The sequence below is a fragment of the Paenibacillus nuruki genome (genome assembly GCF_001721045.1).
GTDB lineage: Bacteria > Bacillota > Bacilli > Paenibacillales > Paenibacillaceae > Saccharibacillus > Saccharibacillus nuruki.
Map to the genome: position 1 here is coordinate 1 of NZ_MDER01000066.1, position 14,862 is coordinate 14,862.

Annotated in this window: 17 protein-coding genes; 14 read left to right on the top strand and 3 right to left on the bottom strand. The window is 36.9% G+C overall.

Annotated elements, in window-relative coordinates; genetic code table 11:
- From PTI45_RS17110 to PTI45_RS17170, 13 genes are all read left to right on the top strand, one after another.
- The coding region (locus tag PTI45_RS17110) for a hypothetical protein (protein ID WP_217492699.1) at window positions 1-331 on the top strand (331 nt) is incomplete at its 5' end.
- Window positions 332-441: 110 nt separating this feature from the next.
- Window positions 442-1,026 (top strand): hypothetical protein, encoded by a 585-nt coding sequence (locus PTI45_RS17115; protein WP_069328826.1) that lies wholly within the window; start codon window positions 442-444, stop codon window positions 1,024-1,026.
- Window positions 1,027-1,219: 193 nt separating this feature from the next.
- Complete coding sequence (locus PTI45_RS17120) at window positions 1,220-1,636, top strand: hypothetical protein (RefSeq protein ID WP_069328827.1); 417 nt, start codon at window positions 1,220-1,222, stop codon at window positions 1,634-1,636.
- A gap of 197 nt (window positions 1,637-1,833) precedes the next feature.
- Window positions 1,834-2,088 carry a hypothetical protein gene (locus tag PTI45_RS17125; RefSeq protein WP_245703501.1) on the top strand — a complete coding sequence of 85 codons (255 nt, stop codon included), beginning with the start codon at window positions 1,834-1,836 and terminating at the stop codon, window positions 2,086-2,088.
- Window positions 2,089-2,409: 321 nt separating this feature from the next.
- Window positions 2,410-3,057 carry a hypothetical protein gene (locus PTI45_RS17130; RefSeq protein WP_069328829.1) on the top strand — a complete coding sequence of 216 codons (648 nt, stop codon included), beginning with the start codon at window positions 2,410-2,412 and terminating at the stop codon, window positions 3,055-3,057.
- 251 nt (window positions 3,058-3,308) lie between these two features.
- Complete coding sequence (locus PTI45_RS17135) at window positions 3,309-3,674, top strand: hypothetical protein (protein ID WP_069328830.1); 366 nt, start codon at window positions 3,309-3,311, stop codon at window positions 3,672-3,674.
- Window positions 3,675-4,005: 331 nt separating this feature from the next.
- Window positions 4,006-4,920: a phosphotransferase gene (locus tag PTI45_RS17140; protein WP_069328831.1), complete on the top strand. Its 915-nt coding sequence runs from the start codon at window positions 4,006-4,008 to the stop codon at window positions 4,918-4,920.
- Between the two features lie 22 nt (window positions 4,921-4,942).
- Window positions 4,943-5,275: an aminoglycoside phosphotransferase/kinase family protein gene (locus PTI45_RS17145; protein ID WP_175425213.1), complete on the top strand. Its 333-nt coding sequence runs from the start codon at window positions 4,943-4,945 to the stop codon at window positions 5,273-5,275.
- A 79-nt stretch (window positions 5,276-5,354) separates the two neighbouring features.
- Window positions 5,355-6,293: a serine hydrolase domain-containing protein gene (locus PTI45_RS17150; RefSeq protein ID WP_069328833.1), complete on the top strand. Its 939-nt coding sequence runs from the start codon at window positions 5,355-5,357 to the stop codon at window positions 6,291-6,293.
- Between the two features lie 212 nt (window positions 6,294-6,505).
- Entirely contained in the window at window positions 6,506-7,273 is a 768-nt protein-coding gene (locus PTI45_RS17155; RefSeq protein ID WP_069328834.1) for a nucleotidyltransferase domain-containing protein, read from the top strand.
- A gap of 213 nt (window positions 7,274-7,486) precedes the next feature.
- A complete protein-coding gene (locus tag PTI45_RS17160) occupies window positions 7,487-7,846 on the top strand; it encodes a hypothetical protein (protein ID WP_139129275.1) in 360 nt (119 codons plus the stop codon).
- Window positions 7,847-7,921: 75 nt separating this feature from the next.
- The gene (locus tag PTI45_RS17165; protein ID WP_069328836.1) at window positions 7,922-8,329 is read left to right on the top strand and encodes a hypothetical protein; all 408 of its coding nucleotides are present in this window, start codon (window positions 7,922-7,924) and stop codon (window positions 8,327-8,329) included.
- A gap of 347 nt (window positions 8,330-8,676) precedes the next feature.
- Window positions 8,677-10,569, top strand: a complete 1,893-nt coding sequence (locus PTI45_RS17170) for an RICIN domain-containing protein (protein WP_069328837.1) — start codon at window positions 8,677-8,679, stop codon at window positions 10,567-10,569.
- A gap of 115 nt (window positions 10,570-10,684) precedes the next feature.
- On the opposite strand, the gene PTI45_RS17175 is transcribed toward PTI45_RS17170, so the two are convergent.
- The 3 genes from PTI45_RS17175 to PTI45_RS17185 all read right to left on the bottom strand — a co-directional run bounded on the left by PTI45_RS17175 (window position 10,685) and on the right by PTI45_RS17185 (window position 13,479).
- Complete coding sequence (locus PTI45_RS17175; protein WP_069328838.1) at window positions 10,685-11,725, bottom strand: NAD(P)-dependent alcohol dehydrogenase; 1,041 nt, start codon at window positions 11,723-11,725, stop codon at window positions 10,685-10,687.
- Between the two features lie 250 nt (window positions 11,726-11,975).
- Window positions 11,976-12,521 (bottom strand): TetR/AcrR family transcriptional regulator, encoded by a 546-nt coding sequence (locus PTI45_RS17180; RefSeq protein WP_069328839.1) that lies wholly within the window; start codon window positions 12,519-12,521, stop codon window positions 11,976-11,978.
- 40 nt (window positions 12,522-12,561) lie between these two features.
- Complete coding sequence (locus PTI45_RS17185) at window positions 12,562-13,479, bottom strand: AraC family transcriptional regulator (protein WP_069328840.1); 918 nt, start codon at window positions 13,477-13,479, stop codon at window positions 12,562-12,564.
- A gap of 281 nt (window positions 13,480-13,760) precedes the next feature.
- Here PTI45_RS17185 and PTI45_RS17190 point away from each other — a divergent pair, with 281 nt between their 5' ends.
- Window positions 13,761-14,756, top strand: a complete 996-nt coding sequence (locus PTI45_RS17190) for an aldo/keto reductase (protein ID WP_069328841.1) — start codon at window positions 13,761-13,763, stop codon at window positions 14,754-14,756.
- The last annotated feature ends 106 nt before the right edge of the window (window positions 14,757-14,862 follow it).

Consider the following 14,862-nt stretch of genomic DNA (forward strand, 5'->3'; position numbering starts at 1 on the left):
TGAATGGATAGCAAATCTAGTTTATGTGACAAATCCAATGTCTTCAGGGGATGATTACTTAAGAGATATTATGAAAGATTTCCAAGATAACAGTGATTTGATACAACTAAAATATTATTTTGAAGGAATTAATTGTTGCGAAGAATTAGAAAATCAAAAATTCATACCTCAAAAAAAGGTTGCTTTTAATATTATAAAAGATTATCAAATTTATAAAGAAGATAAAACAAATGATTTTGATTATATAGTATTTAGTCAATCACTAAGTTATACACCTAAAAGTGCAGATTTTATAGTAGACATTATACTTGATTATATTGATCTTCAATAATTTTATAATACTGATACATCATATAATATATGAACATAACTTGTGTCATAAATACAGGAACGTTATGTGAAATTTCCAAAAGATTTTATAAATAAAAAGGGTGAAGTATAGTGATCCGACTTCCTATTTTTTCAGTACATTCAGTATTATCTATATCTAACAGTACAATAAGAATACAAGGCAGAGCACTTGATACAATTAAGATTAAATCTAAAGTGTTCGATTTAAATTCTAATTTGAGTTGTATTGAAGAAATCAGTATAGGGAACAAGCAATCTTCCGAACTTAGCATTATGTCTGAAGGAATCGTCACTATAAAGATCGATAAAGATAGTTTTGATATAGGAGAATTTTTGTATGGAGAGCAAGCAAATGATTATATACAGACTATAAGCTTTGAACAAGCAACGGATATGGCAGAGAAGTTCATTCGTCAAGATTTAGTGGATTATGTTGAAGATCCTCACGTACTTTTTTTACATGAAGTTACACTAGAAGCAGAATACTGCTGGTTCTTTTTTTATAATCCAAAGATTATTATCCCAGAAGAGAAATGGTTATTAAAGATGCTTGGAGCTTATGCCATTTCAAAGAAGGGTGAAGTCAGTCATACTTATAACTACTTAGATGACTCTGTGAAGGCTAGAGATTATTTAAATGTAATGTCAGGATATTTCAATAAGAAAGGACTCTGATAGAACTTTGTAGGGAAAGCATTCTCGAAGAAAATAGAAGTATCATATAAAATAATATTCATGTTGCGGACATTCATTCTCAGTCGGGCAGTTTTAGACACTCAGTATACGCTGACTCGTAAATACAGGAATGGCAACTGAAGCTGCTAAAAGATAAAAATATAAGGAGAGATAACATATAAAACTACTAAGATTGCATGAATTAAAACAGAAAAATTACATTGAGCTTTTCCCAGGGAAATTATTTAAGGGCTATCTGAATGAAGAATCTATTTATATCGATGATGATTATTTTAGTTTGATCGCTCCAGCTATTCGTAATGGGTTTAAATGCTATACAGGCTTTGAACGGTTCGAAATTGAAAAAACTCAGTGGTATTCAATCCTAAACGAGTTGTCAAAACTAAGAGAAATAATTGGTTGTAAAGATAGACAACGGCTAAAAACGTATATTTCCACATTCTTTTTGCAGGAATCCATTTGTGAATGGCAATTGGAACAGTATAAAAAGATAGGTGTTTTAAAATTAATGAGATTTATTGAAGAACTTATCGACTGGATTGAAACCGAACTTGAAGAAAATGAGACTATTACTTTAATAGGGCTATAAAATCTGAAAGGTTCTCATCAAAACATCAGTATCAGATAACATAATATTCATCTGTGGACACTTGTCCTTGGCCAGACATATGTTAGGTCATGAATATAGGAACGTTATATTAAAAATCGGAAAATAAGAAAATCAATAAATTAAAGAAAGAGTTGTTAAATTCCATGGCATTTTGTATTGACTTCAAGTTACTTCGAATGAATGATAATAAAGCATTATATCTGTATGGGGATTGTTCCGAAAATTTTGAAGGTCTATTTGAATTAGATTTAGAAAAATTAATATCGGGTGAAACTTCATCTAATACTGATATGAGAGAAGTAGTGAAAGTAATTAAACCATGTATTAGTGATAGAGAATATCAGCATAAAGCAAATAGAGCATTTAGTAAAATTTACAAACACTATAAGGAAACAAAAGAATATTTATTAGAAGGTGGATATTATGCATAAAGTTTACCAATTAGCACAATGAATAAAATAACATTGTGGTAGCTACTCAAGATGCACGATTCGTTATATGACATAATATCCACGCTGTGTGTATTTAATGGATGGTCAAGAAATTACCTATGATAACAATGAAGTTAATGGTAGACAATGATCTACTGATGTATCTAATTAAAGAATTAGATACTGAGCTGTGAAGGTAATTCATTTGAAGCAAGGAATTACTTTGGTGAATGGAACTTCAAGCTGTAAAGTCAGAAAGAGACTCCTTTTTTATAATTAATTACAACGAATATACTGAATTTATTAAAGAGGGGTTACATAATGCAAAAGGTAGTAAAAGTAATATGGATTATAGCGGTTGTGATTGCAGGATTGGCTTTGATGTGGTTTATGTTTTTGTTAATTCGTGATAGAACAGATATTGGACCAGCAGGTCCTTTTATTCTTTATTTCATCTGGTGTCCAGTCCTAGTTTTTGTTGCTGTATCTATTGTTCTTTTGATCAAAAATAAGGTGCCCGTTCACATAATCTCTCAGAGTATTCTAATTATGTTTTTGGTCATATTTTCACTTGTTTTTTCTGCGACACTTCTTCGTGAGCCACATTACGAAAAATTAATGCAAGAAATCGAGGAAGAAAATCGTCAATATATGGAGCAAAGTAGGCAAGTTACAGCTGATGGAAAGTATGAATACTTTTTTTATTTAATTGGAAGACTAACCGACAATCCACGTTCACATATCGCTATTCGTAACTTAACTAACAATGTCGAAAAGAGTATTACAATCGATCTAAACTTTGAAGGAGTTAGAGCGGTGGAAAACCTTCCTCCAAACATAAGACTGATTGAAATTTATCCAACAGATGATGAGCATATTTATAAGTTAACCACAACGTCCCAATTAAAAGATGAAATAGAAACTTTCAAAGTGAATATGGAAACAGCGATAGTAAAAAAAATTGACTGATCTAGGTCTATCTCTGAAAACAGAGATATTGAGCCTTGTTAAAAAAGTATAAGTAATTATTAAAGCTTTGGATATTTAGCCGACACTCAGCAGACAAATCCTGCGGGGCTAAGTAGCTGAGCTACCCGACCCTTGCGGATCTTAAGCCTTTCGGATTAGTGAATACAACAACGTTATCAGAAATCAGCGTAAAATTTAATAATAAACATATCAATCATCTTCAAATATAAATCTAGAGAGGAGTGCTTTAAATGGAAAATGTCACTGATGTAGAGAAATTAGAATCTATAAAGTCCTTTCAATCTACAATCAATAAATTAGAAAATGCCAATGCTCAGATGACTAAGAAAGGAGCAAATATCACATTAACAACGAAAAGACTTGAAGCTTTATACGTTGGCTTGGCCATACTAGACTTCGTTTGGAATAAAAGACCACATGGGCATAAACAAGAAGAAATAATAGCAGCTCGCAATGTTCTCGCTGGATTACTTCCATCGATTAAATCCAGTTATGATAAGGCAAGAGAAGGTAGTCCTCAAAAGACACTTCTACAAAGAAGAATAAGATCATTGGAATTAGCTATTCAAGCAACTGATGATCAATCAGATAGTTAAAACTTAATTTAAGTGTATCAAAGTAGTCACTGACATTTGATTACGATAAATTCACGCATCTGTTCATTAGCCAGCCCCTCGGCCAGTAGATAATTTTACTAGAAAGCAGATTCAGCGAACAATCCTGTAATGGCTAAGTCTGACGGCCCAACCGTTGCACTGTCTTAAGCCTGCCGGGTTCGTGAATACAGGAACGTTAGACAAAATCAGCGCAAAAACTAGAAAGAACAAAAGACAATCCTTTTAGCTACTAAATTAATGGTTAGTTATAAATAACTTCCAGAGAATGTAAACGTCTAAATAAAGTAAGGAATGAGGAGGCAGGAATTTTATGGGAGGAACGAATGTGTGGGATGCGGAGTGGGAGGTTAACGAAGAGCAGGCACGGATGCTGATCGGCAGACAATTTCCCCAGCTGTCATCGAAACAAGTGAAACGATTGGGTTGGGGCTGGGACAATACGGTTTTTCTTATCAGTGACGAGTACGTGTTTCGGTTTCCAAGAAGAAAGATTGCAGTTGGCTCGATTCGTATGGAAGGGGAGCTGCTGCCGAAGCTGGAGGCATATATGACCATCCCCTATCCGAAACCATTGTTTTATGGCGAAACAAGTGACGAATACCCGGTACCGTTTCTCGGCTATACCTACGTGCTAGGAGATTTCCCCATCGGTTTGACGGAAGAACGCCGGGCTTTATCGGCAGAGACGCTGGCGAAATTTTTGCGGAGATTGCATGAGTTTCCGGTGCAGACAGCGCTGAAGTGTGGAGTTCAGCAAGATCATCGAAACTTGACGGACATCGCATCGCGCAAAGTGAAATTGGAAGGCTTTCTATCGAAGGTGATCGAACACTTCTCGTCAGAGGAGTCTTGTGTGATCGAAGCCTATATTAACAGGCTGCAAACCGACCATGTCAAGGCGGGGAATGTACTGCTACATGGCGATCTTCATTTCAAAAATATGCTTGTGAATGAGAACGGCATCGTTTCCGGCATCATCGATTGGGGCGATCTGAACGTAGGCCATCCGGCTTGCGATTTGAGCGTTGCTTACAGCTTTTTACCACCTTACGCTCGTGGCATGTTTTTCGAAACATATGGAGGAGCGGACGAGGAAACGAAGCTGCTGGCGCGTCTGATCGCGGTATATATCCCCGTATTGATCTTGATGCAAGCGGTCAATGACGGGAATGAAGTGATTGCAGCAGAGGCGAAATCCAACATCATGCGAGCACTGTCGGATTAAGCTCATTATTTTGTTGCAGCTATTGGACTATGGTGAATTAACACATTATGATTTTGATATTTGCGGTTATGGATGGAGATCTTATAATATCGCAGAGTTTAGATTGGCGAGAGAAATTCACAGTGGTCATAATAAAGATGAAGTTGAAAGACTTTGGAAAGCATTTCTAAATGGATACAGGAATGTAAGAGATCTAAGTAGAAATGATGTAGAAGCCGTCTCTCTATTCGTGGTAATTAGACAACTATGGCTCTTTAGCTTATGTTTTACTGAAGCAGAGCTCATAGAGGAAGCTGACTTTGATAATAGCTTTATTGACAGTAAGATGGAATATTTCAGGACAGTAAGTTTTTAATCTTTTGCATCGTTCTTTTCGTGGATATAAAACACAAATCTTCAAATGATCTTCATAAATAATGAATAGGAGCAAGCCTATGATCATTGAATCTCTGAATCAGTCTCAAATCAACGATGAAAAAATGAAATCATTTATTAGCTATTTAAAAAAGGAAAAAATAGAAAGTTGTTTGATAAGTTTGGGTTCAGATATTGTACTTCAATATTTTAGAAACAATAAATCGAAAGATAAGCTTCACAAAATTAACTCGTGTACGAAAAGTATTACTTCATGCTTAATTGGAATTGCTGTCGAACAGGGATTCATTTCAGACCTTCATACGCCGATTGTTCATTATTTCCCATCGCTTCAACAGGATAAAGACATCCGCAAACAAAGTATTACCATTGAGCACTTATTGAGCATGAGTGCAGGATTTGATTGGCCAGAATTGGGGGAATGGAATGGCTGGCCAGCCATGATACATAGTTCGAACTGGGTTGATTATATATTAGAACGCCCATTAAATGCTGAACCTGGTGAACGGATGAACTATAATTCTGGCTGTAGCCATCTATTATTAGCAATACTTCAAAAGGTATCAGGAATGAGTGCAAAAGATTTTGCAATAAAGTATCTATTCTCTAGTTTGAAGATGAAAGATTTCATATGGCATGTAGACCCTCAGGGAGTGAATATTGGTGGTTTTGGGATACATATGTCTATACAAGATATGCAAAAATTCGGCTACTTTTACTTAAACAAGGGACGTTGTGGGAAACGACAACTACTTAGTGAAGAATGGATAGCGACTTCAACCCAACCAAAGTATTTAACATATGATGATATCGGTTATTACGGTCATCACTGGTGGGTGGCTAATGAATCGCTAGAGCATCCTTTTTATTTCGCTATGGGTATGGGCGGGCAGTATATCTGTGTGGATCATTCTCAAAATATAGTCGTTGCATTAACAAGTTATACATACGGTGATACCCTAAAACCATTAAAAGCGATTACAGAACTTTTGCGATAACACAAACAAGTTAGCACATCTACTGATAAAAAGTTCATACATTGTCATATGCGCTCTTTGGTCGCCAAAGGAGATATTGGAAGTATGAATTCGGACTTATACGTCCAATCAGCTAAGTCTAATGACACGTTTATTGGAGTGAATTAACCTACCTGAATATCTGGAAAGCACGTATTTTAGTCAGCAGAAGTTTTAGTCTAGGAGGAGTCTATATGATATTAGAAAAAGTCATAAATAAAATTGAAATACAAAGTGAATATAAGGATTTTGTTGATAGGTATATAGATAATGTACTTACCGAGTTTAAAGATAAGATTCATAGCATTTATATGTGCGGCTCGATCCCAAAAGGAACAGCTACACCGTTTAAATCAGATGCAGATTTTACGATTGTCTGTGTAGATCCCAAAGATATAGATTACGAAAGATTGTCAAAGATTAAAGACAGACTTTTGGAAGAATATCCAATCCTCACCAAGATTGATACAATTATTTGCTCGATGGACGATGTATTAAGTAAACCGAATGAGTGGGGGTTTTGGGTGAAGATCATTTGTGTTTGCGTACATGGTCAAGACATTGGTAAACAAGTACCGCCGATCACCATTTCTCCTGAGTTCATTGTAGATTTAAATAAAGAGACCAAAGATGAAGTAGATCGTATACATCATTCGCTTTCTAATGCTAGTGATCCCAAAATGAAGATGAGATATATCAAAGGTTATTCTAAACGATTAATTCGTGCATTATACTCTTTGGTTTTGGAAAATACAGGTGTATGGGAAGATGATATGGTTAAGATGAAAAATGCTATATTAGACTATTGTGAGATTGACCCTGCTTTAGTTGATTATCTGTATGCTTGTTACTTGGATAGCAATGTAGGTCTTGAAGAGTTTTTAGGAAGGGCAGATGAAGTATATTGTTATTTTGAGAATACTCTAAATGCAATGGCTGCTTCTAGAAATTCTTTATACTAAAATCCTATTGAAGCTCTGAGTCACTCTAAGAATCGATTGATTGCATCCAGTTAAGATCTTGTCAAGATATCTATTCATTAAGTTTTAAACAGTCTCACAGCTATAAGTATCGACTCTGAGGTGACATAATGTCGGGTCGTGAATACAGAAAAGTTACCATGCAAATCGAATATTTAAGGGGCATTCTCAATAATGATCAGGAATATAGAAAGTATGAAACCTATCATCAATAATTTCTCAATCCATACAATTGAGTGGCTTTCAGACTTATATTTTCAAGTTATTCAAAACAAATATTTTGAAAATACTTCTATACTTGATATAACGTTCTTAATCAAAGAAAATGGAAAAACTTATGAATTACTTATAAGATTTTTTAACGTAGAGGCTTTGCGTTTTCAATCTGGAGGAACATTAACTCAAATAAGTGGATTTAATATTAAAGATTTAACAGAAAACGGCTATTACCCAATGAAATATGAAGTCGAAGATTACGAGAATGGAATCATCCATTTTTATTGTGATGATATTGAATTCTTAAGTCTTACTGAGAGTGAGTACATTGCTATTTAGAAGATATAGGATATTAGAAAAAGTAGCTAATAAAAGTATATTCTCCAGATAACAGAATAAAAAAAGGATAAAAAAATGAAAATCACTTTAATTAATCAAAGCGATTTAACATTGATTTACCTTTACTTCTACTCACGAGAACAATGTATTCATTTGAATACTGGTGGAGAAGCAGATAAGGTATGTAAATTGCTTTTTAATCAAGAGAATGAATGGATAGGCTTAAGTATAGAAAGTAATTATTTAATTAGGGACATGTTCGAGCCTAATCCGCAAGCATCTATTAATTATATTAATGGTGAATGGATTATTTATTTCACTGAAATATTTGGAATGGAACTTAGAGAAGAAGAACATAGCTGTATAACAGACCTATACAATGACTCATACACTGGAATAGAATTGATATTAATAGAGGGGACGATTCCAAAGCGTAAATTTATAGAGCCATTAATTTACAAGAACCAACAGAAAGAGAAATGAATATTTTCAAAGAAGAGGCAATATTTAATAACATGACATTAACTAAAAAATAAGGAATCAAATGGATCGTTCTGATTCGATAGACGAAAAAGAATGTCAGGCGTTTTTTTAGCTTCCAAATCGTCTGGGCATCTCTCTCCAAGAGACAACAGTTTTGACTTTCCAAAGCATGTCATCGAATATGGGAAAGTTCCATTTCAATTGTAAAATAATTGAAATAGCCCTCGATTCTGTGTATGATAGAAAAAGAGATCGTTCTTCACAAATGGATTTCTTCTTCAAAATTAATTTGTAAGCGCATACATAAAGGAGATTTTAATACCACCATCCGAAGGAGGACATATTGAATGGCGCAAACAAAGTACAAAAAACGGTTAGCAATACTCAACCACAGTATGCTGATCCTGGCATTACTAATCACAACGTATGGAGTGGTTCCGATGAAAAATGCGTCTGCGGCAAGTTATAATGCAACGGTTAATCCAAATGTACAGTATCAGACATGGGAAGGTTGGGGAACATCCCTTGCATGGTGGGCGAATCGTGTAGGTGGTGCTTCTGAATCGGTACGTAATGATTATGCGGACAAATTATTTGGCAGTAACGGTCTACAAATGAATATTGTTCGTTACAATATCGGTGGTGGAGAGAATCCAGCTTATCCGAATCATATGGAACTACGTGCACGTATTCCGGGCTTCAAAGATTCAGCAACGTCTGCTTATGATTGGACAAGAGACAGCAATCAGCGCTCGATCTTACAAGCAGCCAAATCTCGAATCCCTGCTAGCGAGTTTATTGCCGAAGCGTTCTCCAATTCACCACCGTGGTGGATGACCAAGAGTGGAAGTGTAACGGGTAATCAGAATGCTGCTGAAAATCTGAAAGACGATATGTATGATGATTTTGCCGATTATCTTACAACAGTGACCAAGCAGTTCAGTGATCAATGGGGCGTTAATTTCCGTACATTATCTGCGTTCAATGAACCTAGTTCAGATTACTGGTATTTCGGCAATCGTCAAGAAGGTAATGTGATGTTTGCGCCTAATCAACAAGTGATGATCGGTCAGTTATCTAATGCGATAGCAGCTAAAGGTCTACCGATTGGCATTAGTGCTCCTGAAGAAACAAGTATCGATCTAACGCGCAAAAGTATTGATAGCTATTCAGCGGCTACCAAGTCCAAATTAGTGCAATACAATACTCATACGTATCAAGGTAGTGACCGCACAGGGCTGAATACTTCTGCTAATGGCAAACGGTTGTGGAATTCCGAGCATGGTGACGGTGATAACACAGGTATGACGTTGTCTCGTACGATTTTATCGGATCTCAAATATATGAAAAATAGTGCATGGGTCTACTGGCAAGCGGTGGAGACACCGGGCGGTTGGGGTATGATCGAAACGGACCTGAATACTGCGAGTGCCAATCTAGGCACATATACCGTTACAAAGAAATATCATATGATGGCGCAATGGAGTAAATTTATTCGTCCGGGATACAAAATAATTGATATTGTCGATAATAACTCTGTGGCGGCTTACGATACAGTAGGAAAAAAGTTAGTCATTGTCACTGTGAATAGCACAACATCACCGAATACAGTCAATTACGATCTATCTCAATTCACTACATTGACTGGCAATGTGACCGGTTATCGGACAAGTAGTTCTGAGAATATGGCGGCAATTAGTGGACTATCTCTAGCCAATAAGAAATTCACTAATACTCAACCTGCTAATTCAGTCAGTACGTTTGTGATTACAGGTATCTCTGGAGCAACAGGTGGAGGCACAACGATAGATGGTAATGCGTATTACAAAATCGTCAACCAGAATAGTAACAAATTGCTTGATGTGAGTGAAGCGTCTACAACAGATGGAGCAAATGTGCTTCAATGGATGGACATTGGAGGAACGAATCAACAATGGAAATTTGTAGCAACCACTAATGGATATTACAAATTAATCAATCGTAAAACAGGCAAAGCGTTAGAAGTATCTGCTCAATCAGTAGCCGATGGTGGTGATGTGGTTCAGTGGACAGACAACGGTGGCACGAATCAACAGTGGAAACCTGTCTTTACAGACAATACGATGAAATTAATCAATCGCAATAGTAATAAGGTCGCTGAGATCAGCAGCGGATCAACCAGTAATGGCGGCGATGTGATTCAGTGGACAGATAACGGTGGTACGAATCAGAAGTGGATTTTGCTCAAAGCAACAGATTGATATCCATATCCTAACGATAAAATGAAAACATCAAAAAGAAGCCCTTCGATAGTGAAAGGCTTCTTTTTGATATACATGTATATATGAACGATTGGATCAAATATACAGTGATCTTTTACAAAGTAGCAATATCAATAACAAAGCGATAACGTACATCACTGTTTACAACACGCTCGTAAGCTTCGCCTACATAATCTGCACCGATCACTTCGATCATTGGAGCGATATTATGTTCAGCTGCAAAGTTAAGCATTTCTTGTGTTTCTGGAATACCGCCTACAAGTGAACCTGCAAGGCTACGACGACCCATAATAAGTGAGAATACGCTATATTGATCTGGATCAGCAGGAGCACCTACGTTTACTAGCGTTCCGTCTACACGTAGCATAGAAAGATAAGCATTCACATCAAGGTTAGCAGACACTGTGTTTAAGATCAGATCAAATTTGTTCGCAAGTGTTGTAAATGTCTCTGCATCACCTGTTGCATAATAATGATCTGCTCCAAAACCGATAGCTTCGTCTTTTTTAGTCATAGAACGACTCAATACAGTTACTTCTGCGCCTAATGCATGAGCAAATTGAATAGCCAAGTGACCTAGACCACCAACACCCACGATTGCTACTTTTTTACCTGGACCAATATTCCAATGTTTCAAAGGGGAATAGGTAGTGATTCCAGCACATAGAAGTGGACTAGCTACATCTAAGCCTAGCGCTTCTGGAATACTGACAACAAAGCGATCTGTAACAACGATTTTTTGGCTGTATCCACCATAAGTCGGGTTACCATCATAGTCTCTAGAGTTATACGTTTGAACAACACCTTTAGTACAATATTGCTCGTCACCTTGTAGACAATATTCACATTCGCCACAAGAATCTACAAAACAACCTACACCTACACGGTCGCCTACAGCAAATTTAGTGACGTCTGTTCCGACTGCTTCAACCACACCAGCGATTTCATGACCTGGAACCATTGGGAAAATCCCGCCGCCCCATTCGTCATAAGCGCTATGGATATCTGAGTGACAGATTCCACTAAATTTGATATCAATTAAAATATCATTCGGACGTAATTCTCTCCGTTCAATCGTTGTTTTCTCAAATGGTGCTTTTGGACTTGCAGCACTGAGTACGTGTGTTTTGCACATAAGTTTCTCTGCTCCTTCTCCTTAAGCAATATCAATTTCGTTTGAAATGCTAAAGTGTTCGATTTTTTAGTATATCAAAGGTATAACACATTTTACCGATCAGCCAAACATGTACCCTTTAATACACGTCTGTATATTATCACTAAAACTAGATTGCTTACAATCGATAAAAAAGTGATATTTGTCTATTAATGAACAATAAATGCATATATGTTCAATAATTCATATGTTTTGGTGCGTTTAGAACGTATTATAAATTGCGATCGAGCAACAAGCCTACTTGATCAGCCATCACTTCGCTAGAATAAGGCATATTGTTGATGATCCACCACTCTGTCATACCGACATACGAAGTCACGATAAATTGCAAAAGGATATCTTCACTAACACTCGCATTTTTCTCACCGGATTGTTTAACTTCATTTTCAAATTCTTCACTTAGAAATTCAACAAATTGCGTCCGGAAATAGGTAGCGCCTTTACTAGCTAACATCGTTGAGAAAAAAAGATAGTTTTGTTCCAAATACTCAAACCACGGTAAAATCGCGTCTCTAAAATCAAGATCAGCTACAGATCGGCAAATATCTCTCAATTTCTGAATATGTTCTGCTATTAATTTATTAAGCAGGTCAAATTTATCGGAGTAATGAAGATAGATCGTTCCCCGACTGATATTGGCGCGATCCGAGATATCTTGTAATGTAATTTCATCAAAACTTTTTTCAGTCATCAATTCAATCACTGCTGTTTTCATCGCTTCTTGTGATTTGAGAATACGTCGATCGGTTTTGGGCATGAAGGGAATCACCGTACTTTCTGAATGTAGTTCAGTATCACTACGAGTTAAATGTAAATTCGTACTTTTCTTTGAGACGTTTGATATCTGTACGTGGTGGTGAACCGAACATACGCGCATATTCACGACTGAATTGAGAAGCACTTTCATAACCAATGCGGAAAGCTACATCTGCGGCATCTGCGGATTCAGCTAACAATAAGCGCCGTGCTTCTTGTAATCGCAATTGCTTTTGAAATTGAAGAGGAGTCATAGCAGTTACTTCTTTAAAATTGCGATGGAACGAAGAAACACTCATACTGGCTACTTCGGCAAGTTCCTCAATCGATAATGCCTGATCATAATGATCCATAATATACTGAATTGTATCTTGGATACGGTACGTACTACTTCCTTCCATAGCCATCTGAGCCAGTGTCACTCCATATTCGCCTTGCAACAGGCGATACAATATTTCTTTGATACATAAGGGTGCCAAAAAAGGAATATCTGCCGGATGATCCAACAGACGGGCTAAGCGAAGAATCGAATCCAGCAAGCCTGAATTAATTTGCCCGACAAAGAGTGCGCGTCCAGCGTTATCATTCACGTTAGGCTTGATCGAAGAATCATTGAGAACATCCAAAATCTGCTTTTGAGTAAATTCAAGCTTAAAACTAACGTAAGGTTCTTCGGTAGAAGCTTTGATCACTTGACCGACAACCGGTAAATTTATAGACCCGACTAAATAATCATTCGGATTGTATAAAAATCGTTCTTTAGCTAGATAGATTTCTTTGGAACCTTGAGCGATAAAACACAATGCAGGTCGAGCAACCTTATAGGCAGGTTCTGTTGTCGATAAATAACGGATAAAAAACAACGAAGAAATCGCTGTTTCTTGAACACCTTCAGCAGTTGAATGACGTTTGATTAAGCGAGCCAATTCCTCTTTTTTATTTTGCATTTCTTGAGACATACCCGAATCCTCCTTTGTAAATATGTATATCTGTCGATTACGCCAAATTCGTATAAAATGTACATCATATCTATCGTTTTACTTTTACTACGTATTGGATATAAGAGAATTAGGCAATCATTTAAGATAAATGGGATAACGATGCTTACAAGATATATTGCATAATATAAACAAGCAGTTGTGCACCGTATCCTGCTTAATGTGTCTACTATTATAGACAGCTGTTCATTAACGAAGCAAGATTTTTTGCATCATACCATACGAAAGTGAGGAGAATCATCATGGAATATATCAAATTAGGAAATACAGGACTAGATGTATCACGCATTTGTTTAGGGTGTATGGGGTTTGGAGATCCTAAGCGTTGGGTTCATTCATGGGTACTTAACGACGAGCAAAGTCGTCCTATCATTAAGCAAGCATTAGAACTAGGCATTAACTTTTTTGATACAGCGAATGTGTATTCTCTTGGCGCTAGTGAAGAAATTGTAGGACGTGCACTCAAAGAATACGCTAATCGCGATGAGATTGTACTGGCGACTAAAGTGCATGGCAAAATGCATGAAGGACCTAATGGTGGAGGGCTATCTCGTAAAGCCATTATGAGTGAAATTGATAAAAGTCTTCAACGTCTAGGTACAGATTATGTAGATTTGTATCAAATTCATCGTTGGGATTATGAGACACCGATCGAAGAAACGATGGAAGCGTTACATGATGTCGTTAAAGCAGGTAAAGCTAGATATATTGGAGCTTCTGCGATGTATGCATGGCAGTTTTTGAAAGCGATCCAGACGGCTAAAGCCAATCACTGGACTTCTTTTGTATCGATGCAGAATCATTTGAATTTGTTATATCGTGAAGAAGAACGAGAGATGTTGCCTCTTTGCTTAGAAGAAGGAATTGGGGTGATTCCATACAGCCCACTGGCATCCGGGCGATTAACTCGTGATCCTAATGAAACAACTGAACGTTCAGAAACAGATAAGATTCAAAAATCCAAATATGATGCTACAGCGGATGCCGATCGTGTGATTATTGACCAAGTGGCTGAGATTGCACAAAAACGGGGCGTACCCCGTTCCCATATCGCTCTGGCGTGGTTATTACAAAAGCAACCGGTAAGTGCTCCAATCGTCGGAGCAACCAAATCATCTCATTTGGAAGATGCTGTAGCCGCTCTGTCTGTCACATTAACACCAGAAGAAGTGACTTCTCTAGAAAAAGGATATATCCCGCATCCTGTTGTCGGTTTACTTCCGTATCCATCCAAATAAATCATAGCGATCAGAAGCGACTATTATTGATTCTAACAAAGAGCAGTAGGTCTATGACTACTGCTCTTTGCTGTACATATCGTAAGAATAGAAGAGAATTATTTGC